Origin of the sequence: Thalassobaculum salexigens DSM 19539, assembly GCF_000423805.1 — a bacterium.
Classification (GTDB): domain Bacteria; phylum Pseudomonadota; class Alphaproteobacteria; order Thalassobaculales; family Thalassobaculaceae; genus Thalassobaculum; species Thalassobaculum litoreum.
On sequence record NZ_AUIR01000012.1, the window covers coordinates 593,226 to 614,184 of the forward strand.

Consider the following 20,959-nt stretch of genomic DNA (forward strand, 5'->3'; position numbering starts at 1 on the left):
CCTCCCTTGTGATATTTCTTCGAGATACGGAAGAACGAACCGCCCTCGACATTGTTTTATATTCTAATGAACGCTTTTTGCGCCGCCCTGTATTCCGTGACCTTACCGATTTTCTGTAGAGAAACCGTTGATCATCTATTTTTTTATGGTAACAAAGAAATCTGCATGCATACGGTCTAGAAAAGCATTGAGACGGGAAAAAATGCCAACACCAAGCATTCGGTGACCGGAAATGCCCAACTCGGACCTTTCACCTTTGGACAGGACGATCCTGAGGTTGCTACAGGACAATGCCCGTGAACGGCTGGAGTCCATCGCCTATGAGACAGGTCTGTCCGTCTCCACGGTTCAGCGCCGGATCCGATCCCTGCGCGATGCCGGCGCCATTCTGAGCGAGACAGCCCAGATCAATCCCGCAACCGTCGGATATCAGATGACCTTCATTATCCTGGTCGAGCTGGAGCGGGAACGGATCGACCAGCTCGACGCCTTTCGACGCCAGGCCAGGGCGGAACCGCAAATCCAGCAGTGCTACTACATCACGGGCGACGCGGACTTTGCGCTGATCGCGCTGGCAAAGGACATGGACGACTACCGAGACCTGACGCACCGACTGTTCTTCGCCAATCAGAACGTCAAACGCTTCCGGACCAACGTGGTCATGGACCGCACCAAGGTCGGCATGGCGGTTCCCTTCAGCGATGACGCCGACGCTACAGAAGATCCTCCGGCCCCTCCGAAAGGATGATCAGGCACCGGTCTTGATCGCTGAGATCGAGATGGGCGAGTGCGGCAAAGCCGGCGGCCCCGCTCGGTGTTGTCGGGTGACCGACCACGCGCAGGCGGTCCGCCGCTATCGTCGCCTCATTATCCGAGATCGACACGAAGGTGTCGGCATCCCCGCGCAGACTCTCATAGGCCAGCAGCGAAGCGTCCTTACAATCCAGCCGCCCCATGTTCGACAGCGCACCCGTCGCTCGCGTCAACTTTCCGGCGCGCGCGCTTTCCTGCAGGCAGGCGGCCCGATCGGGTTCCACGACGGTGATGTTCGGCTGAACGGCCCAGGCATCGCGGATGTGACCGGCCAGTGCGGCCGCCATGCCACCTACGCCGGCTTGCAGCACGACTTGGCTCGGCCAGGCGTTCTCCTGCTCGAATGACTGGCGACACTCCTCGGCGATAACCGTGTATCCCTCCATCACCAGGGCCGGGCGCTCGGTGTAGCCCGGCCAGGAGCCGTCCGCCAGCAGCAGCCAGCCGTTCGTACGGGCCAGGTACTCCGCCGTCGCCACGCTCTCCTCGTAGGTGTCGCCGGCCCGATAGACATCTCCACCCGCCCGGCGTATCCGGTCGGCGAAACTTTCCGGCACGCTCGCGCTGAGCACGATACAGGCCGACGCGCCGAACAGATGCGCGCCCGCGGCCAACGACAGGCCATGGTTTCCCGCACTCGCCGTCACGAACGTCATGGCGGCAGCAGTCGCCCGCGCCGCAGGGGTCCGAATGCCGGCACCACCGGCAGCTTCGGAGATCATCTGGACGACGGCGAAGGCGCCGCCGAGGGCCTTGAAACTGCCGAGCCCCATGCGCTGGGATTCGTCTTTCACCCAGAGTTTCCGCACGCCCACCGCAGCAGCGAGATCCGGCTGGCAGCAGAGCCTTGTCGGTTCATAGACCGGACAATGACGCAACAGAGCCAGCGGCCGGTCCGCGCGTGCCCGAAAGCCCCGGTCAGGCGTTACGCGATCTGTATGTTGATAAAAAATCATATGGCTAGTTTGCCGTGCCAGCGGCACCAACACTGTGCGCCAGGGAACCAGCGCGTCGGTATTTTTTGCAGGAACCGCGCCCCCAATGACCAAGGACGGTCAGAGTAGGCCATCGGAAGTTTATCGTGGCCCCACGCCCCTCCGGTTTCCGCTCGCCTCGTAGATCGGACCGGATTGATCTGAGCACTGCGAATTCCCCCAGATCCAAGGATAGGTCGCCCACCTTCTACACCTTATGAAGCTTGCAAAGAGACGATAGCGTCCGCTCTGAGTCGGATCACGCGACGAGCTCGGTGATTGTTTTGGGTCAATGAATTTGTCTCTAAAACAATGAGATGGAACAGATTCACGCACGTTGACGCGATCACGGAGTGATCCCGTCACCGCACGATCCGCTCTAGGTGTCTTCGCTGATGTCGTCGCGCGGCGCTTCCTGCCCGAGCCGGGACAGGTTGGAGCCCACGCGCTCGGCCGAATGGGTGAGAAGCTGGCGGGCCGCGCGCTCTGCCCGTTGCTGGCTGCGCTGGGCGACGGCCTCGACCAGTTGCCGCCAGTCGGCCGCCGACTGGCGCCGGTCTTCAGCCGTCAGGAAGCTGACGGCCCGGCCGCGGATCAGCTGCCACGTCCCCATCCCCGCCAGACGCTCGTACAGTTCCGGAAGGCGCTGATTGCCCGAATAGTGGACCAGCAGATTCTGGGCGCGGATCGACTGGTTGGAAAAGGTCTGGGGATCCGCGCTGTCGTCGGCAGCGGTGCGTTCCAGATCCTCCACCGCCCGGCCCAGTTCGGACAGCATCGCCGGATCGTTCAGGCGGGCGCATCGGCCGGCGGCAACGCCCAGCAGAGCGGCCCGGATCTCGAAGATATAGCTGACATCGGCCTGGGAGTACTCGGCCACCCGGGCGCCCGAGCGCGGGATTCGGACCACATATCCCTGTCTCTCGAGTTCGATCAGCGCCTCGCGGACGGTCGCACGACTGACGGCGTGCCGCTGCGCCAGGGCCTCCTCCTTCAGCCGGTCGCCGGGCGCCAGCTTTCCGGTCATGACCTCCGCCAGCACGATATCGGCAAGCTGGGCCGGAAGGGACTTGGCGGATTTTCCAAGCGGGACCGCGCTCACCTGATTCTGATCCTGTCTGTCCATCACTCGTTCCACCTGAGCGGGTGTCCCCGGTTGCGACAGTCCCGCGCGACGCCCGTACCATCCCGCGCGGAAGGTGCCCACGCTGGTGGTGACATGCGCCTTCGTTCACAACCACTTTTAGGCATCTAGCGGCCTTATCGGCAAGGCGAAAGCACCCTCCACGATCCGATTTAGAATCATTATTGTCAGACAATCGACAGTCGGTTACTGATTCAGAAAGCAAGAAGTTCAAACCTGAGGGATGGAAATGAGTGACCTGAAAATCACCCCGATGGGCTTTGCCGCTGGTGCCCAGGTAACCGGCGTCAATCTCAGCAAGCCACTGTCTTCGGCGGATCGGGAGGCCGTTCACGCGGCCTGGCTGAAGCATCTCGTGCTGGTCTTCCCGGAGCAGGATCTCAGCCCGACGGAGCAGATCCGCTTCTCCGAGGATTTCGGCGATCTGGACCCACAGACCAGTCAGGCCTCCTCGACGCTGCACCCCGATCACAGCCAGATCCTGGTGCTCTCGAACAAGATGGTCGGCGGCAAGAAGTCCGGTACCCACAATTCCGGCCGCAACTGGCACACCGACCTCAGCTACACGCTGCGGCCGGCCAAGGGCGCGACCCTGCACTGCCGGGAAAAGCCCCCGGTCGGCGGCGATACCATGTTCGCCAATCTGTACCTGGCCTATGAGACCCTGGGGCAGCGCATCAAGGACCTGCTCGAAGGTCTGGAAGCGGTGCACGACGTGACGTTGATCCGCGGACTGGAGCAGCGCGAGCCCGAGGTCATCGCCGAGATGAAGCAGCGCAATCCCCCGGTCATCCATCCGGTGATCCGGGTGCATCCGGAAACCGGTCGGAAATCCTATATGGTCGGTGAGCGTATCCGTGGCTTTGTCGGCATGAGCGACGAGGAAAGCCAGGCGCTCAAGGACCTGCTGAACCGGCACGCCTCCTCGCCGGAGTTCGTGTACCGCCACCGCTGGAGCCTCGGCGACGTGGTGATGTGGGACAACCGCTGCACCTGCCATGTCGCTCTGGGCGATTTCGATCAGACCAAGCCGCGGGTACTGCACCGCTGTTCGCTCGAGGGCGAGCAGGAGACCGGCCGTTTCGTCGACCGCGGCAATACCGGCGTCACGGACCGCGCCGCGATGGTCCAGGCCGTCGCCGCAGTTTCCTGAGGCCGGACCGGGCGCGGGTCGGTTCCCGCGTCCGGGTACGTCCAGGCCGCTTGATCGGGACTGACGGAACCTCACGGACCCATCCGAGGGGGCGCCCGCATCCGGTTTCGCCCCAGCGCGGGTCGCCGGATTGCGGCGGGCCGCCCTCGGGCAGTTCGGAGCGGCACGATCTTATCGGGACAGGTTGATATGGTGGAGAGCAGGCCTTCCGAGGGAAGACCCGAGTGGCATGACCCTCCCGTCATGGACACGGTGGCGGGGCAGTGCACGCCCGGGCGCTATCCAAGAATTACCGGCGACACCGGTCCGCTGCCGGCCGAACGCTCCTCCTATACCAGCCGGGGCGGGTCAGGGCTGGAACTGGCCTTTCTCGGGCTGGTGTGGGTCCTGGACGCAGGCCTGCTCTGGCATGGCCTATCGCTCGACCTCTGGCGCGACGGCACCATCGGGCCCGGCGCGTATCCGGTGTTCGCGCTGGCCGGTCTGCTCGGGCTTACGACGATTCTGATCGTCAAGGCGCTCAGAGTTCGCGAGCTTCTAATCTACTCCCCCTTCGTGCCCGGGCTGCTGGACGACACCCGCCTGCAGCGGATCGCCGCCACCATGGGCCGGCAGATCGGCATCCGCGTGCGGGTCGTGACCAAGGATGGGGAGGGCCGGTTCTCCGCCCTCTGGGCCGGCGCTCGGCGGGGCGGGGCCGACAGCGCCCTGACCGTCGTCGGATCCGACCTGACCACGTTGCCGAATTTTCACGCTTCCGCCCTGTGCGACGGTCGGCTGGAGCCGATCGGCGGGCTGTTCTTCGATCCCGACCTCCTGGTCGTCGCCGCCGACAGTCCCTGGCAGGACGCGAGCGACCTCGATCGGACGGAAGGTCGTCTGCGGCTCGGCTTCGGACATCACGAGGATGTCGACCACGCGCTCGATCGCTGGCTCGCCGCGACCCAGGGTTTCGCCTTCGACGCCTCCTACAGCGAGGATGCAGGCGTCCTGGCCGAGGCGCTGGCCGAGGGTCGGTTGGACGCCGCCGTGCTTCGGCTGTCCCAGATCCGTCAGGCGCTCGGCACCGGCGCGCTGCGCTGCATCGCGATCTTCTCGCAGCCCCATCTGCACCCCGGCGCCGACGAGGTCTCGCGCTTCGGGGGCTGGGAGTATCCGGTCGCCTCCGGGCACTGGGCGGCGCTGATGGTGCCGGCGGACATGGCGGCGGCGAAGAGAACGGTGCTGGAGAAGGCGCTGGCGGATGCCATGGCGGAGCTGCCGGCGGATGAAGCCAGCCTGCGCGGCTGGTCCTATCTACCGGCCGAGACCATGCACCGGGTCATGGACAGTCAGCGCGCCAATCTCGGCCGGCTTCAGGATGCCGCCACAGCGCCGCACGCGCCGCGGGGCAAGATCGCCGCCCTGGTGGCCGCGATTGTCGGCCTGGCCGTGTTCCCGTTCGTCATGGTGGAGATCGGCTTTGTCGTCACCGCCTTCGCCTATGTGGCGGCGCTGATGCTGATCCTGTGGCCGAAGCTGACGACCCGTAGGGCGGTGCTGTCCCTGGTCTGCGCCGCCGGTCTCGCCCTCGGCACGTATCTGCTGTTCACCAAGGTGTTCAGCATCCTCCTGCCGGCTTCCGATCTGATCGAGGGGATCCTGCGATGAACCTGCTGGTCGATGGTTTCTCCGCCGTACTGGAGCTGCAGACCCTGATCTATCTGGCGGGCGCGGTGCTGCTCGGGATCATGGCGGGCGCGATCCCCGGGATCTCCGCCACCATGGGCGTGGCGCTGCTGGCGCCCCTCACCTTCACGATGGATCCGCTGATCGGCATCCTCAGCCTGGTCGGGGTCTATTGCGGCGCGGTCTATGGCGGCTCGCTTTCCGCCATTCTGCTAGGCATTCCGGGCACACCCGGCGCAGTGGCCACCACGCTCGACGGCTACGCCATGTCGCGTCAGGGCAAGCCGGGCATCGCGCTGGGCATCGCCACCCTGTCGTCGTTCCTCGGCGGCACGCTGAGTGCCGTGGCGCTGATGCTGCTGTCCTATCCGATCGCCGATTTCGCGCTGGCCTTCGGGCCGCAGGAATATCTGGCCCTGGTGGTCTTCGCCATGACCGCGATGGCGGCTCTGTCCGGCGGCGCCTTCCTGAAGGGGCTGTTCGCCGGCTTCATCGGACTGTTCCTCGCAGGGATCGGCATCGACGAGACCTACGGCGTGTCGCGCTACCATTTCGGCTACCTGATGTTGATGGGCGGGATCTCGTTCATTCCGGTCACCATCGGCCTGTTCGCCATTCCCGAGACGCTGCTCAGCATCGAACGGATCGGGCTCGCTCCGCGCCGGGCGATCCGGGTCAACAAGATCCTGCCGGGACGCCGCATCCTCCTCTCGCTCCTGCCGGCGCAGCTCCGCTCCGCGGTGATCGGCACCATCGTCGGTGCCGTTCCCGGCGCCGGCAGCGACGTGGCCGCCATCGTCGGCTACAGCCAGGGCAAGGTGCTGTCGCGCCATCCGGAGCGGTTCGGCACCGGCTCGGAAGAGGGTATAGCCTGCGCGGAATCCGCCAACAACTCGGCCACCGGCGGGTCGCTGATCCCGCTGCTCACCCTCGGCATCCCGGGCGGCGCGGTAACGGCGATCATGCTCGGCACCTTCATGACCCACGGCCTGCAGCCTGGACCGCTGCTGCTGCACAACAACGCGGAGCTGGTCTACCAGATCTTCGCCGGCGTCTTCGTCGCCAATATCCTGCTGCTGGTCTTCGGCCTCAGCGGTTCGAAGCTGTTCGCCCGCGTGCTGCAGATCCCGGAGAGCATCCTGATCCCGGCGATCCTGCTGTTGTGCGCCATTGGCGCCTTCGCCATGCGGACCAATCCGGTCGACGTTCTGATCATGTTCATCGCCGGCATGGTCGGCTACGTGATGGTCAAGACCGGCATTCCGCGCGCCCCGCTCATCATCGGGCTGATTCTGGGCCCGATGCTGGAGGGCGAGCTCGCCCGCTCGCTGATCCTGATCGGAAACGACTGGACCGGTCTGTTCACCCCGATCAGCAGCGTGATCTGGCTGCTCGCCATCGCCCCGTTCGTTCTGCCACTCGCCCGCCGCGCGACCCGGCAGCTTCGAAGCCGTATCAAAACGAAAAACTAGAGGGAGAAGACAATGCGATTGACCCACCTTACCGGCGCCGGAAAGGCGCTTGCCCTGGCCGGCGTTGCGCTCGGCCTCGGTTCCGCGCCCGCGCAGGCGGCGGATTACCCACAGAAGCCGGTGGAACTGGTGATCCCGTTCTCCCAGGGGGGCGGCACCGACCAGGTCGGGCGGATATTCGCCCAGTATGCCGAGCCGTATCTCGGCACCGAGATCTTCGTGAGCAACCGCACCGGCGGCAGCGGCGCGGTGGGCTTTGCCTACGGTGCGGCGGCGAAGCCGGACGGGCATGTCATCACGATGGTCGTGACCACCCTGGCGGCCGCCCCGCACACGATCGACCAGTATCCGGTGAGCTATGAGGATTTCGCCCCGGTCTGCCTGCTGACTGCCCCGCCGGCGACCCTCGCGGTCCATCCGGACAGCGGCATCACCAGCCTGGAGGACCTGATCGCCAAGGCGAAGGCCGAGCCGGGCAAGATCACCATCGGCACGGCCGGTCCGGGCAGCAACACCCACCTGATCGCCGCCTCGCTGGCCGACCAGGCCGGCATCGAGGTGCGCTATGTGCCGAACAAGGGCTCCGGCCCAGCGCTGACCGCGACCTACGGCAAGCACATCGACGTCGCCGTCGCCGACAAGGCGGAGGTCGCGCCGTGGATCTCCGACGGTCGCCTGAGAGCGATCACGGTCTTCACCGATGACCCGGCGAACAGCATCGACGGCGTAAAGATGGCCTCGGAGAGCGGATATAACATCGATATCGGCTCGTTCCGTGCGATCGGCGCGCCGAAGGGCACGCCGCAGCCGGTTCTCGACGTCCTGATCGAGACCTGCCGCAAGACGTCCGAGGATCCGGCGTTCGTCGAGCACATCACCAAGACCGGCACCGAACCCTACGTTCTGCTGGGCGAGAAGTTCGGGGCCTGGCTCGCCGGCAAGCACAAGGCGTTCGGTGACGCGGTGAAGGCCGCCGGTCTCTGATCCGCGAGGCCGGCCGACCCGTCCGAACACTCAAACAGGGAGCCGCCCGTCTGCCGGGCGGCTGCCCACCAGATAAGACCGACCGGCTTACCGTGGCTCCAGTGCCGTACCTGTCGCTGACGGCGCCTCCAACGGCAGCTGCAATTGCATCTGCACAGGGCTCGCCGGATCGCCGTACCGCAGACGCGAAAGAAAAAATTAACGTCCGCTTCCATAAAATATCGTCGTCAGGCCTTGCCTGACCTCGAGCGATCCGACCTGAGTGAACCTCTGTTCGCGGCCGGAAATCGGGATATCCAGCCACTCCGGCCACGGCAGATTGACGACATAATGCAGCTAGACCGGCTCCTCCTACCGGCCGACTCGATCTTCAATCCTGCCGCCGCTCTACCGGGCACCTACAGCCCGGGGCTGGTCGGGCTGTCGGTCTTCATCGCCATCCTCGCCGCCACGGTGGCGCTGTCGACCTCCGAGCGGGTCTCCGCGGCGGCCAGCACCGGCGGTCGTGTCGCCTGGCTGGTAGCGGGCGGAGGCTGCATGGGCGGCGGCATCTGGGGCATGCACTTCGTCGGCATGCTCGCGTTTTCCCTGCCCTGCGGCATCACCTACGACCCGCTCATCACCCTGGGCTCCATGGTTCCCGGCATGATCGCCAGCGGCACCGCCCTGTGGGTGATCAGCCGGGGCAGTTCTGCCGGTCTCGCCGACCTGATCGGCGGTGCCGGTCTGATGGGTGCCGGCATCGGTGCCATGCACTACTCGGGAATGGCGGCCATGCGGCTGCCGGCCGTACTGACCTACGACGCCGTCATGGTTGCGGTCTCCGTGGTCGTGGCCGTGGTGCTCGCGTTCATCTCACTGACGGCCCTCTTCCTGCTGCGCCGGAGCGCCGTCCTGCGCCCTCTCGCCATCCCGCTGGCCGCCGCGATCATGGGCTGTAGCGTCGCCGGGATGCACTACACCGCGATGCAGGCGGCCCTGTTCTTCCCGCTGCCCGGCGAACAGGCCGTCACCAGTGCCTTCGATCCCACCGTCATGGCGATCGTCATCGCGCTGCTGATCGTATGCTTCGGAATCGCGACCCTGGCCGCGTCCTTCGCCGGCCGGCAATTCGACACGGCGGTGCATCTGCGCGAGGAGATGGCCCGGCGCACGGCGCTGGAGCAGGAGGCGCGGGCCGGCCACACCCGACTGCAGACCATCATCGACAACGTGCAGGAAGCGATCATCACGATCGAGGAGACGGGCACGATCGTGCACTGGTCGCCCGGCGCCACCGCCATCTTCGGCTACAGCGCCGAGGAGGTCATCGGCCGGAACGTCTCCCTGCTCATGCCCGACGAGATCGCCCGGGATCACGACACGCATATCGACGCCTATCTGCGCACCGGCGAGGCCAAGATCATCGGCTTCGGCCGCGAGGTGGAAGGCCGCCGCCGCGATGGCTCCCCGGTGCCCCTGGAGTTGACCATCAGCCGGGCCGATGTGGACGGACGCACCCTGTTTACGGGAATCATGCGGGACATCACCGAACGCAAGCGGATCCTTGAGGAGCTCATCGGCGCCCGCGAGCAGGCGGATGCGGCGAGCCGGGCCAAGTCGATGTTCCTGGCCAATATGAGCCACGAGATCCGCACGCCGCTGAATCCGATCATCGGCATGGCCCACCTGCTTCAGAAGACCGATCTGGACCGGCTGCAGGCGGAATACGCCCGCAAGATCCACCAGTCCGGCCGCCATCTGCTGAAGATCATCAACGACATCCTGGATTTCTCCAAGATCGAGGCCGGGCAGCTGACTCTGGAGCAGACGGCGTTCGACCTGGACGAGGTACTGGAAAGCATCGCCTCCGTGGTCTCCGAGCGGGCCTCGGCCCAGGGGCTCGAACTGGTGTTCGACGTGCCGCTGGACATCCCGCGGCACTATTGCGGCGATCCGCTGCGCCTGAGTCAGATCCTGATCAATTTCGCCAACAACGCGGTGAAATTCACCGAGGCGGGCGAGATCGAGGTCAGCGTCGCGCTGCTGGAGGATACCGCCGACACGGTGCGGCTGCGCTTCACCGTGCGCGACACCGGCATCGGCATCACCGAGGAGCAGCAAAGCCGCCTGTTCCAGTCGTTCCAGCAGGCCGACGAGTCGACGACCCGCCGGTTCGGCGGCACCGGCCTGGGCCTCGCCATCTCGCGACGCCTCGCCGAACTCATGGCCGGACAGGTCGGGGTCGACAGCACCTTCGGCGAGGGCAGCCGTTTCTGGCTGGACGTGCCGCTGAAGAAGAACAGCAAGGACGCCTCGATCCTCCTGCCCGAACCCACCTTGCGCGGCTGCCGGGCACTCGTCGTCGAGGACAATCCCTCGGCCCGCCAGGCGCTCTGCGACATGCTGCGGTCGATGACCTTCACAGTCGATTCCTCGGCCAGCGGCCCGGAGGGCCTCGAGCAGGTCCGCACCCATCCCGGCTACGACGCGATCTTCGTCGACTGGCGCATGCCCGGCATGGACGGCATCCAGACGATCCGGACCATGAAGGGCCTGGCGTCGCAAGGCTTGGCCTCGGACCGGCCGGCGCCGGCCTATGTTCTGGTGACGGCGTATGGACGCGAGGATGTCCTGCGAGAGGCAGAGATCGCCGATGTCGACGACATCCTCATCAAACCGCTGAACCCGTCGCAGCTGTTCGACTCCGTCGTCCGGGTTCTGCGGCACCGGGCCGGGATCGCGGACGAGGCAGCAACCGTCCGGGGCGATACCGCGCCAACCGAACGGCTCTCCATGGAGGGCCGTCGGGTGCTCGTGGTCGAGGACAACGACCTGAACCGCGATGTTGCCATCGACCTCCTGGAAGCCGTCGGCCTCAGCGTCGACACCGTCGAGAACGGCGCCCTCGCCCTCGATGCCCTCGCCGAGGCCTCCTTCGACGCCGTCCTGATGGATGTGCAGATGCCGGTGATGGACGGCTACACGGCCGCCCGGGAATACCGCCGCCGCATGCCCGACAGCGACCTGCCGATCATCGCCATGACCGCCAACGCCATGTCCGGCGACCGGGAGCGCTGTCTTGAGGCCGGCATGAACGACCACGTGGCCAAGCCGATCGATCCGGACGATCTCTACGCCGTACTCACCCGCTGGCTGGGCACGGCACCGACCGCCGATCCCACGGCCCAGTCCGCGGACGACGCCGGGGCAATCCCCTTTGTCCATGCCGAGGTCGACGCGGAAGCCGGACTGCGCCGGGTCCTCGGTCGCCGGGACCGCTATCTCGAGATGCTCGAACGCTATGCCGACGGTCAGGCGGACGTGGCCGACCGGATCGCCGGCCTGGTCGTGTCCGGGAATATGGCCGCAGCCGAGCGCGAGGCACATACCGCCCGCGCCGTCGCGGGCAATATCGGTGCCGCCGGGATCGCGGGTCGGGCCGAGGCGATCGAGAAAGCGATCCAGGCAAGCCGGCCGACCCACGAGATCGCGCCGTTGATCGACGCCCTGCGGAGCCTGATCCCACCGGTCCTCGACGGTATCCGGGCGCTGTGCGGGCCGTCCTCGTCGGCAGAGACATCGGCCTCCGCGCATGGCGCCGCCGAAATCGACGCACTTCTGGCGCGGCTGCAGCGGCTGCTGGAGGAAGACGACGCCGAGGCCCTCGACCTGCTTACCGCCGACGGCCCGACGATCCGCGCCGGCATCGGCGACCGCTTCTACGCGCCGCTGGCCAAGGCCGTTCAGGCCTTCGACTTCGAGGCCGCGCGTCGCCTCTGCGGTCAGGCCGCAGAGGCGCAACGCGAGGGAGCCGCCTCATGACCTCTACCGGTGACAACCGGCGCACCGTCCTTGTCGTCGACGACACGCCCGACAACCTGAGCCTGATGAGCGGATTGCTGAAGGATACCTACCGGGTCAGGGTGGCCAATGGCGGCGAACGCGCCCTGGTGATCGCCCGGTCCGACCCGCAGCCGGATCTCATCCTGCTGGACGTGATGATGCCGGTGATGGACGGGTACGAGGTCTGCCGCCAGTTGAAAGCGGACCCGGCCAGCAGGGACATTCCCGTGGTCTTCCTGACCGCACGGACCGACCAGGTGGACGAGCAGATCGGTCTTGAGCTCGGGGCGGTCGACTACATCACCAAACCGATCAGCCCGCCGATCGTCGTCGCCCGGGTCCGCAACCATCTCCAGCTCAAGCACGCGAGCGACGTGCTGCGGAACCAGAACGCGTTCCTGGAGGACGAGGTCGAGCGCCGCACCAGGGACGTGCGCGCGATCCGCGACGCCGCCATCGTCGCCATGGCGTCGCTTGCCGAGACCCGCGACAACGAGACCGGCAATCACATCCGGCGCACCCAGCACTACGTCGGTATCCTGGCGGACGCGATGGCCGCCATGCCGAGGTTCCGGGACATTCTGGTGCCGGAGACCGTCGACCTGCTCTACCGCTCGGCCGCCCTGCACGACATCGGCAAGGTTGGCATCCCGGATTCCATTCTGCTGAAGCCCGGCCGTCTGACGGATGAAGAGTTCGCCACGATGAAGACCCACACGGTGCTCGGCTACGAGGCGCTGAAATCCGCCGAACGCAGCCTGGACAACACCGACATGTCGTTCCTGCGCTACGCCCGGGAGATCGCGCTGACCCACCACGAGCGCTGGGACGGTGCCGGCTATCCCCAGGGCCTGGCCGGTGAGGCGATTCCGTTGTCCGGACGGATCATGACGGTGGCCGATGTCTACGACGCGCTGATTTCCGAACGGGTCTATAAGCCCGCCTATCCCCATGAGGTCGCGGTGCGGCAGATCGAGGACGGACGCGGCACCCAGTTCGACCCGGACGTGGTGGACGCCTTCATGACGGTGGCCGACAAGCTGAGAGAAATCTCGGAGTCTTTCGCCGACTGAGCCATCATTATCCGTGCCACCAATCGCCGAGAAAGACGGGGACGGAAGACAGGGACATTGTCTGCCGTCAGCGATCATGGGGCCGTTCCACAGTGCGAGAACGGTCGCCTCCAGAACCGACGGGCTGCGATCCGCCTGACGCGCGGCGATACGGGCATGGGACTCGTCTGCCGCGGCACGGCTGGCCGTGGAGGCAGGCTCAAAGAACGGGATATGGTCGTCCTCAAGCGTGTTCACGGCCTTAATGCCGGTTGCAGAAAGATCGGTGCGGCTGCGGGCCGAGTGGGGTGGTGCCGATCAGGATCGCGTGGCTGACCCGCTCGGGGCGCAGGACGGTGAAGATCTGGGCGGCGAGGCCAATCAACGCGGCTGCGCAGACCGGATGTAGCTCAGGAACGCCTTGAAAGCCGGCGGGGCCTGCCGCCTGCTCGGGTAGTAGAGGTGCCACTTTCCGATCGTCGGCGACCAGTCCTGGAGAACGCGGATCAATCGGCCGTCGGTCAGTTGCGGTTCGACATACGGCAGCGCGAGGCGGGCCAGACCGGATCCGGCTTCCGCCGCAGCGCGCGCGTAATGGGCATGGTTGACCGTGAGGCGGCCGTTGGGGGTCAAGGCCACGTCCACGCCGTCCCGGGCGAAGCGCCACGTGAAGATGCTGCCGCCGGGAAACCGATGGCGGATGCAGTCATGTGCCAGGAGATCGTCCGGATGCTCAGGCACGCCTCGGACCTCGAGGTATCCCGGCGAGGCCACGACCGCGTACTCCACCTCGTCGGCGAGCGGAACGGCGATCATGTCCTGCGCCATCTCCAGGCCGAACCGGATGCCGGCGTCATATCCGTCGCGGACGATATCGACATATCCCGCGTCCTCGATGATCTCCAGGGAGATCTCCGGATAGGTAGCGAGGAAGCCGGGAACGACCGGCATGAGGATGTGCTCGATCGGCGGCGCCGGCGCGTTGATCCGGACCCGGCCGGCGGGGCGACCGCCGAGCGAAAGGACCTCGTCGACGGCGGCCTCGATGTCGGCGAAGGCCGGTGTGAGTCGGGCCTGCAAGAGGTCGCCGGCCTCCGTCAGCGCCACGCTCCTGGTGGTCCGGTTCAGCAGCCGGACCTGCATCCGCTCCTCCAACGCGCGCAGGGATTGGCTGAGCGCCGAGGGTGTCACGCCGCGGTCGGTGGCCGCCTGGCGAAAGCTCCCGGCGCGGGCGACGGCCAGAAACGCTTCGAGATCCTTGTGACGAATATCCACGGGTCGGCCTCCAGCTATTTCGTTAGTTTTTCTAAACACCAAAGTAAGAAAGGCGAGGATTTTCTTGTCAATCGATCCGCCCCAAGTTGGGTTCAGAACCGCTCGTTCCGTTCCAAGACCGCATGCGAGGAGGCTGTATCGTGATCCGATTGACCGTCAACGGCAGGGCCGTGGAGGTGGAGGCAGCACCGGATACCCCCCTGCTCTGGGTGCTGCGTGACCACCTGGGGCTGGTCGGCACCCGGTTCGGGTGCGGGGCTGGCATGTGCGGTGCCTGCACCGTCCATCTCGACGGGGTCGCCACGTTCTCCTGTCTGACGGCGGTGGAAGACGCCGCCCACCAGCAGATCACCACGATCGAAGGCCTATCCCCCGACGGATCGCATCCGGTGCAGCGCGCGTGGGTCGCCGAGCAGACGCCGCAATGCGGCTACTGCCAGTCCGGCCAGATCATGCGGGCGGCAGCACTGCTGGCCGCCAACCCGACCCCGAGCCGGGACGAGATCGTCGGCGAAATGTCCGCCAATCTCTGCCGGTGCGGTACCTATCCGCGGATCATCCGCGCCATCGAACGCGCTGCGCGGGAGGGCTGACCATGACCGTCACGATCCATCCGAGCCGGCGTCGCTTTCTCGCCGGTGCCGGCGGCCTGGCGTTTGCCGTTCTGTCCGGCGGCGGCATCTCCGTCCTCAGAACGGACGCCCTGGCGGCGGGGTCCTCGGATCCCGGCGTTGCGGTCGACGCCTGGGTCACCATCTTTCCCGACGACCGGGTGATCATCCGCTTCGGCGCGGCCGAGATGGGTCAGGGCGTCAGCACCTCGCTGCCCCTGATCGTCGCCGAGGAACTGGACGCGGACTGGGACCGGGTCACGGTCGAACAGGTGAGCCAGGATCCGCAGAGGCTCTACGGCAACCCGGCCTTCGGCGGAAACCTGTTCTCCGCCGGCAGTACCTCGCTGGAGGGATACTTCACCGCCCTGCGGATCGCCGGCGCGACGGCGCGGCGGGTGCTGATCCATACCGCGGCCGCCGCCTGGGGCCTGCCGGTCGACGAGGTGTCGACGGAGCCCGGCGTGGTGGTACATGAAGCGAGCGGCCGGCGGCTCCGGTTCGGCGAGATCGTGGCGCTGGAGGAGATCCGCACGGACGTTCTGCAGGTCTTCGAAGACGACCTCAAGCCCCGCGAGGCGTGGCGGCTGATCGGCTCCGGTGTCGGGCGCCGCGACATTCCGGGAAAGACACGGGGTGAGGCGATCTATTCGATCGATGTGCGCGTCGACGGCATGGTGTATGCGGCCCAGCTGCTGGCCCCTGTGGAGGGCGAGGCGCCGACGGTCGACAACGACGCCGACGCCCTGTCGGTTCCCGGTGTCATCGCGGTGGTGCCCCTGGCCAACAGCATTGGGGTGGTCGCCGATACCTTCGAGGCGGCGCTGGCCGGGCGGGACCGGCTGCGGGTCTCCTGGTCCACAGGATCGGACTTCCGGTCGGCGGACAGCGCAGACGAACTCGCCCAACTGGCGCAGGCGACCGACGATGTCTCGACCGAGCCGGTGACCTGGGAGGCGCGCGGCGACGCGGCCGGCGCGTTGAGTGCGGAGGGTCGGCGAACCGTCACCGCTCACTACACGACGGAGCATGTCTATCACGCCCAGATGGAGCCGCTGAACGCCGTGGCCTCGGTGGATCCCGACGGAAAAGGGGCTGATGTCTGGGTCGGATCGCAGAGCCAGACGATTTCCCTCGCCGTCGCCAGCCATGTGCTGGACACCACGCCGGACCGGATCCGGTTTCATGCCATGCAGATGGGCGGCGCCTTCGGCCGCCGCACGGTGTTCGCGCGGGATCTGCTTCGGGACGCGCTGCTGCTGTCAAAGACTGTCGGCCGTCCGGTGAAGCTGATCTGGACCCGCGAGGACGACGTGAAGAACGGGTGGCTACGCCCGGCGACCGTCCATCGCCTGGATGCGGTGCTCGACGAGACCGGGCGCCTGGAGGCGCTTCGCCACCGGGTCGCCAGCCCGTCGATCATGCAGTTCGCGTTTCCCAACCGTTGGGATCCGGAGTCCCGGCGGGATCTTCTGGTCATGGAGGGCACGGAGAGTGCCGACTACGCGATCCCCAATCTCCTCGCCGAACAGGTCCTGGTGGACCGCCGATCCCGGGTGTCGGCTTGGCGCGGCATCGGCTGGGCGCCCAACTGCTTCGCCCGCGAATGCTTCATGGACGAACTGGCGGACGCTGCCGGCAGCGACCCGGTGTCCTTCCGCCGGGACCTGCTGCGCGACAGCCCGCGGGGCCTAGAGGTGCTCAACAAGGTCGTGAAGATGTCCGGGTTCGGCAACCCACCGGAGGGCCGTGCCCACGGTCTGGCCTTTGCCGGATACAAGGCGACGCTCGGCGCCGGGGTGGCGGAGGTCTCGGTCACCGAGGGGCGCCTGCGCGTGCACCGGTTCTGGGCCGCCGTCGATCCGGGGATCGTCGTGCATCCGCTAAGCTATGTGGGCCAGGTCGAGGGTGGCATCATTTTCGGGCTGTCGAGCCTGCTGGGCGAGCGGTCGACCTTCACCGACGGGATGATCGAGCAGAACAACTTCTATGACTACGAGATCCTGCGGATCGACGCCGTTCCGGAGATCGAGGTGGCCTTGGTGGAGTCGGGGTCCCCGCCGAGTGGCGGCGGCGAGATCGGCGTGCCGATGACCGGCGGCGCCGTCGCCAACGCGGTGCGCAGGCTCACCGGCATCCAGCCGCGTCGGATGCCGTTCGACCTTGGAGACGCCTAGGGCGGCCGTTCTCGCTCGGTTTATCGAGTGCCCCGACCTGAACCTCCGCACTCTTTGGTCAGTCCGTTCCTCTGATGGAGAGCCCCGCGCGGAATCTCGGCATCGATGCGGACGATGCCCTGATGTTCTCCGAGCGGATCGAACTTTAGGGTCGGGGCCGTTGGTTCATGCGATCGACCGTCAGTGGGCGGCGACCAGGGGCGTGATGCTGCCCTCGACATCGCTTTTCTTCTCGCGAACGGCACTGCCGAGATCATATCGAGCTTGGAGATTCGTCCAAAACTCGACCGAGGTTCCGACATAGCGCGCAAACCGCAAGGCGGTGTCGGCGGAGATCGCCCGCTCCCCGCGGAGAATGACGGTGATCCGGCTTTTCGGCACATGGACATCCTTCGACAGCCTGTAGGCTGATACGCTCAGGTGCTCCAGAGGAATTGCCGGAGCTGGCCTCTCTTCCAAGCGCATGCTTCCCCCCTCAGTGACAGTCGACCAACTCAACATTCTCGGCTCCGCCATCGGACCAGTTGAAGCAGATCCGGTATTGGTCGTCGACGCGGATGCCGTACTGACCTTCACGGTCTCCCCACAGCTTCTTCAACCAGTTGCCCGGCGGAACGCGAAGGTCTTCGACATCCCGCGCCGCAGCCGCATATGGCGTCTACTGTCCGCTTGAGAGGACGAAATGCGGTGATGGCAATGTCATCAACACGAAAGTCCGCTCACCCCTGACGGCAATTCGCTACGGTAGACCGCTTGCATGAATAACTGACATACTAGCATACCACTTGAAAATTGTTGCTAAAGCTTAACGAAAAGCAGCGAATTCAACCAATTCCATGGAGGGAGTTCTAATGTCCGAAACTAATGCGCTGAATGGCGGCCAGATGATCGTCGACTACCTGATCTGCAACAACGTTCCGTACGCGTTCGGGCTCTGCGGCCACGGCAATATCGGCTTCATCGACGCTCTCTACGAGCGGCAGTCGGACATAAAGACGATCTCCACACATCACGAGTCGGTTTCCGGCTTTATGGCTGACGTCTACTATCGGGTTTCGGGCCAGCCAACGGCGACCTTCACCTCCTGTGGTCCCGGCTCGGCGAACATGCCGATCGCTCTCGGCAACGCCTTCCTAGACAGCGTTCCCTTTCTGGCCGTAACCGGAAACGTGCCGACGTCGCAGTTCAACCGAGGCGCTTTTCAAGAATTGTACCGCCACTATCAGGCTGACTTCCCGTCGACAGTGCGCGCCTATTGCAAGCGTGTCTTCCAACCGACCCGCGGTGAACAGATGCCGCACACCATCCGTGAGGCGTGGAAGACCATGGTCACCGGACGGCCGGGGCCAGTCGTCCTCGATGTGCCGTTCGACATTTTCAAGGAGAGCACCGGCGCTGAAACGCCCGATCCCCGCGCTTGGGTCGAGGGCATCAGTTGCAAGGTCGGCGCCGATCCCCAGGGCGTCGACAAGGCGGCCAAGCTGCTGATGGAAGCGGAGCGCCCGGTTGTCCTCGTCGGCTCCGGCTGCCGTTTCGGTGAGGCCTCCAAGCGCCTGATCGAACTGGCGGAAAAGTACCGCATCCCTGTCGCAGCCTCTGCATCCGGCCTTGGTGCGTTGCCGGCCGAGCACGAGCTGGCGCTGGGTCTGGTGGCCCGCAACGGCATGTACCAGGCCAACCAGGCAACCCGGCAGGCCGATCTGATCCTGGCGCTGGGCGTCCGGTTCGACGACCGCACAAGCTCAAGCTGGATCCCAGGCTACTCGTTCAATATTCCGCCAACCAAGCTGATCCACGTCGACATCGACCCGGAGGAGATCGGCCGAAACTATCCGGTCGAACTCGGGTTGATGGCGGATACCACGACGTTCCTGGGCCAACTTCTAGACGCCCTGGACAAGTACGAGTCCGGCGCGACGCCGCAACGCAAAGCCTGGCTGAGCTCCATCGATGGCTGGCGCAAGGAATGGGACGCATTCGTCGAGCCTGGGTTCAAGGATCCGGCCTCACCGATCAACCCTCAGCGCGCGGCCCGCGAGATTGACCTCGCGATGCCGGATGACGGCATCCTCGTCTCCGATATCGGCATCCACCACAACTGGCTGATCCAGTACTGCAAGCCGAAACGGCCGGACAGTCTGATCGGCTGCATGGGCTTCGGGCCGATGGGCTTCGGCGTGGCAGGTGTGCTCGGCGCCAAGCTCGCGGCACCGGAACGGCCCTGCGTCGCCGTGGTTGGCGACGGGGCATTCTTCATGCACAACACTGTGCTCGGCACCGCGGTCGAGTACAATATTCCTGCCGTCTGGGTGGTTTGGAACAACTACGCCTATGCCTCGATCCGCGGCCTGCAGCGCGGCTATCTGGAGGGGCGAGAACTGGCGACAGATTTCAAACATCCGGAGACCGGACAGCCCTATAACCCGGACTTCGCCGCCATGGCACGGAGCTGCGGCGTTGACGGCGTGTCGATCGACCGACCGGAAGACCTCGCAGACGCAATTCGCCAAGCTATTGCCGCCAACCGGCCTTATGTCATCGACGCCAATATCGGAGCCGAGTCCAATCCAGGTGGTGCGGGTATTTGGGACCTACCTGGTCTTGGCCAGTCAAAGCCAATGTTTGGTGGACGGCACGAGCTTGGCTAGGATCGGTGTATGTCATCGGCTCGATTTCCAGCGTCACTTGCCACGCTTGTCACCAACCGTCTCAGACAAGAGATCGTAGAAGGTGCGTTCGAACTGGGGCAGGCTCTGTCGGAGGCTAAAATTGCCAAACGTTACGAGGTTTCGCGCACCCCCGTGCGCGAGGCCTTCGCACGGCTCGAGCTGGAAGAACTCGTCCACACGGAACCACAAAGCGGGACATACGTTTTCACCATTGACCGGCACCAGTTCGAGCAGATCAGCGAGGCCCGTTCCATCCTGGAGGGTGCCGCTCTCCGACTCTCGTTCGACCGAAACCATGGGCACCTTGTCGAGCACTGGCGCGCCTTGGTGATAACGATGGAGAGCGCCGCTGAAATGGGGGACACAAGAGCCTATTCAGCGGCCGACGGGCAGTTCCACGATGTCCTGTTCGAACTCACCGACAATCCCTATCTGGAGACCGCACGTCGGCCTTTCGCTGCCCGACTAGCAGCCATCCGGAACCGCCTGGGGCTATCACCCGAGCACGTCGCAAAATCTCGCACCGAACATCGAGACCTGCTTGCACACGTGGAAGCAGGCAATCTCGACGCGGCAATAACCCTATTGCGTTACCATATTGTCGAAAAGGGGGCCACGTTCTGGTCCGTACCAGCAGCGAAGCCCGATCAAGTCCGGCGAAGAGCGCTCCAGATTTCGAGCCGGTAGAAAAACGCCATGTCCGTCTTGGGTCGGAGTGAGCGGCGATCGAGAACATCTGTTCAGGATGGAACCGAGCAGCTAAGCACATCGCGGAAGCGTACCTCTCGAGGGTATCGCCTCGTTGTGATGTGCTCGCCGATTTGTCCCCGTTCAGAAGTTAATTCTGACCTGCTCCCCGATATGTCCTCGTTCAGAAGTTAGTTCTGTTCCGGTTTTGGTCCTCGATTGACCGGTTGCGGTATTCCCACGGTGTGAGCCCGCCGAGGCTCGTGTGGGGGCGGTGTTGGTTGTAGTCGTCGCGCCAGGCGCCGATCAACTGGCGGGCATGGCGCAGGCTGGAGAACAGGTGCTCGTTCAGGCACTCGTCGCGCAGCCGTCCGTTGAAGCTTTCGACCAGGCCGTTCTGCATCGGTTTGCCGGGCGCGATGTAATGCCACTCGACACCGCGCTCTTCTTGCCAA

Annotated in this window: 16 protein-coding genes and 1 pseudogene; 11 read left to right on the forward strand and 6 right to left on the reverse strand. The window is 65.3% G+C overall.

Features of this window, described 5'->3' with window-relative positions:
• Positions 1-232: 232 nt before the first annotated feature.
• Positions 233-748: an Lrp/AsnC family transcriptional regulator gene (locus G578_RS24405; protein WP_038013092.1), complete on the forward strand. Its 516-nt coding sequence runs from the start codon at positions 233-235 to the stop codon at positions 746-748.
• On the opposite strand, the gene G578_RS24410 is transcribed toward G578_RS24405, so the two are convergent.
• Together G578_RS24410 and G578_RS24415 are read right to left on the reverse strand one after the other, a co-directional pair.
• Positions 714-1,769: a diaminopropionate ammonia-lyase gene (locus G578_RS24410; protein ID WP_084618636.1), complete on the reverse strand. Its 1,056-nt coding sequence runs from the start codon at positions 1,767-1,769 to the stop codon at positions 714-716. The two genes, G578_RS24405 and G578_RS24410, sit on opposite strands and share 35 nt — an antisense overlap.
• Before the next feature lie 397 nt (positions 1,770-2,166).
• Positions 2,167-2,913: a GntR family transcriptional regulator gene (locus G578_RS24415; RefSeq protein ID WP_051243695.1), complete on the reverse strand. Its 747-nt coding sequence runs from the start codon at positions 2,911-2,913 to the stop codon at positions 2,167-2,169.
• Positions 2,914-3,160: 247 nt separating this feature from the next.
• Here G578_RS24415 and G578_RS0102710 point away from each other — a divergent pair, with 247 nt between their 5' ends.
• From G578_RS0102710 to G578_RS0102735, 6 genes are all read left to right on the forward strand, one after another.
• Complete coding sequence (locus tag G578_RS0102710) at positions 3,161-4,084, forward strand: TauD/TfdA dioxygenase family protein (RefSeq protein WP_028792939.1); 924 nt, start codon at positions 3,161-3,163, stop codon at positions 4,082-4,084.
• A 243-nt stretch (positions 4,085-4,327) separates the two neighbouring features.
• Entirely contained in the window at positions 4,328-5,734 is a 1,407-nt protein-coding gene (locus G578_RS0102715; RefSeq protein ID WP_028792940.1) for a tripartite tricarboxylate transporter TctB family protein, read from the forward strand.
• Positions 5,731-7,224: a tripartite tricarboxylate transporter permease gene (locus G578_RS0102720; RefSeq protein WP_028792941.1), complete on the forward strand. Its 1,494-nt coding sequence runs from the start codon at positions 5,731-5,733 to the stop codon at positions 7,222-7,224. The genes G578_RS0102715 and G578_RS0102720 overlap by 4 nt, the downstream gene beginning before the upstream one ends.
• Before the next feature lie 12 nt (positions 7,225-7,236).
• Positions 7,237-8,208 (forward strand): Bug family tripartite tricarboxylate transporter substrate binding protein, encoded by a 972-nt coding sequence (locus G578_RS0102725; RefSeq protein ID WP_028792942.1) that lies wholly within the window; start codon positions 7,237-7,239, stop codon positions 8,206-8,208.
• 330 nt (positions 8,209-8,538) lie between these two features.
• Positions 8,539-12,012 (forward strand): response regulator, encoded by a 3,474-nt coding sequence (locus tag G578_RS24420; RefSeq protein WP_051243698.1) that lies wholly within the window; start codon positions 8,539-8,541, stop codon positions 12,010-12,012.
• On the forward strand, positions 12,009-13,106 hold the full coding sequence (locus G578_RS0102735; RefSeq protein ID WP_028792943.1) for an HD-GYP domain-containing protein: 1,098 nt from the start codon (positions 12,009-12,011) through the stop codon (positions 13,104-13,106). Before G578_RS24420 ends, G578_RS0102735 begins: the two co-directional genes overlap by 4 nt.
• A 360-nt stretch (positions 13,107-13,466) precedes the next feature.
• On the opposite strand, the gene G578_RS0102745 is transcribed toward G578_RS0102735, so the two are convergent.
• Positions 13,467-14,360: a LysR family transcriptional regulator gene (locus G578_RS0102745; RefSeq protein ID WP_245565542.1), complete on the reverse strand. Its 894-nt coding sequence runs from the start codon at positions 14,358-14,360 to the stop codon at positions 13,467-13,469.
• A gap of 140 nt (positions 14,361-14,500) precedes the next feature.
• Between G578_RS0102745 and G578_RS0102750 the strand changes: the two genes are divergently transcribed.
• Positions 14,501-14,953, forward strand: coding sequence for a 2Fe-2S iron-sulfur cluster-binding protein (locus G578_RS0102750; protein WP_028792945.1), 453 nt, complete (start codon positions 14,501-14,503; stop codon positions 14,951-14,953).
• 2 nt (positions 14,954-14,955) lie between these two features.
• A complete protein-coding gene (locus tag G578_RS0102755; RefSeq protein ID WP_028792946.1) occupies positions 14,956-17,148 on the forward strand; it encodes a xanthine dehydrogenase family protein molybdopterin-binding subunit in 2,193 nt (730 codons plus the stop codon).
• A 180-nt stretch (positions 17,149-17,328) separates the two neighbouring features.
• Here the strand turns inward: G578_RS0102755 and G578_RS0102760 are convergent, their stop codons facing one another.
• A complete protein-coding gene (locus G578_RS0102760) occupies positions 17,329-17,613 on the reverse strand; it encodes a HigA family addiction module antitoxin (RefSeq protein WP_028792947.1) in 285 nt (94 codons plus the stop codon).
• Positions 17,614-17,623: 10 nt separating this feature from the next.
• Positions 17,624-17,779 (reverse strand): annotated as a pseudogene (locus G578_RS28930) (type II toxin-antitoxin system RelE/ParE family toxin); the annotation flags it as partial.
• Between the two features lie 220 nt (positions 17,780-17,999).
• Between G578_RS28930 and G578_RS0102765 the strand changes: the two are divergent.
• Both G578_RS0102765 and G578_RS0102770 read left to right on the forward strand, forming a co-directional pair.
• Positions 18,000-19,796: a thiamine pyrophosphate-binding protein gene (locus G578_RS0102765; RefSeq protein WP_028792948.1), complete on the forward strand. Its 1,797-nt coding sequence runs from the start codon at positions 18,000-18,002 to the stop codon at positions 19,794-19,796.
• A 9-nt stretch (positions 19,797-19,805) separates the two neighbouring features.
• On the forward strand, positions 19,806-20,504 hold the full coding sequence (locus G578_RS0102770) for a GntR family transcriptional regulator (protein WP_028792949.1): 699 nt from the start codon (positions 19,806-19,808) through the stop codon (positions 20,502-20,504).
• 184 nt (positions 20,505-20,688) lie between these two features.
• Here the strand turns inward: G578_RS0102770 and G578_RS0102775 are convergent.
• A partial coding sequence (locus tag G578_RS0102775) for an integrase core domain-containing protein (RefSeq protein WP_028792950.1) occupies positions 20,689-20,959 on the reverse strand: 271 nt, incomplete at its 5' end.

What these genes read in the sequence shown, in the direction of transcription:
- G578_RS24405 (WP_038013092.1), top strand. Translation starts at nt 233, where the DNA reads ATGCCCAACTCGGACCTTTCACCTTTGGACAGGACGATCCTGAGGTTG.
- G578_RS24410 (WP_084618636.1), bottom strand. Translation starts at nt 1,769, where the DNA reads ATGATTTTTTATCAACATACAGATCGCGTAACGCCTGACCGGGGCTTT.
- G578_RS24415 (WP_051243695.1), bottom strand. Translation starts at nt 2,913, where the DNA reads ATGGACAGACAGGATCAGAATCAGGTGAGCGCGGTCCCGCTTGGAAAA.
- G578_RS0102710 (WP_028792939.1), top strand. Translation starts at nt 3,161, where the DNA reads ATGAGTGACCTGAAAATCACCCCGATGGGCTTTGCCGCTGGTGCCCAG.
- G578_RS0102715 (WP_028792940.1), top strand. Translation starts at nt 4,328, where the DNA reads ATGGACACGGTGGCGGGGCAGTGCACGCCCGGGCGCTATCCAAGAATT.
- G578_RS0102720 (WP_028792941.1), top strand. Translation starts at nt 5,731, where the DNA reads ATGAACCTGCTGGTCGATGGTTTCTCCGCCGTACTGGAGCTGCAGACC.
- G578_RS0102725 (WP_028792942.1), top strand. Translation starts at nt 7,237, where the DNA reads ATGCGATTGACCCACCTTACCGGCGCCGGAAAGGCGCTTGCCCTGGCC.
- G578_RS24420 (WP_051243698.1), top strand. Translation starts at nt 8,539, where the DNA reads ATGCAGCTAGACCGGCTCCTCCTACCGGCCGACTCGATCTTCAATCCT.
- G578_RS0102735 (WP_028792943.1), top strand. Translation starts at nt 12,009, where the DNA reads ATGACCTCTACCGGTGACAACCGGCGCACCGTCCTTGTCGTCGACGAC.
- G578_RS0102755 (WP_028792946.1), top strand. Translation starts at nt 14,956, where the DNA reads ATGACCGTCACGATCCATCCGAGCCGGCGTCGCTTTCTCGCCGGTGCC.
- G578_RS0102760 (WP_028792947.1), bottom strand. Translation starts at nt 17,613, where the DNA reads ATGCGCTTGGAAGAGAGGCCAGCTCCGGCAATTCCTCTGGAGCACCTG.
- G578_RS0102765 (WP_028792948.1), top strand. Translation starts at nt 18,000, where the DNA reads ATGTCCGAAACTAATGCGCTGAATGGCGGCCAGATGATCGTCGACTAC.
- G578_RS0102770 (WP_028792949.1), top strand. Translation starts at nt 19,806, where the DNA reads ATGTCATCGGCTCGATTTCCAGCGTCACTTGCCACGCTTGTCACCAAC.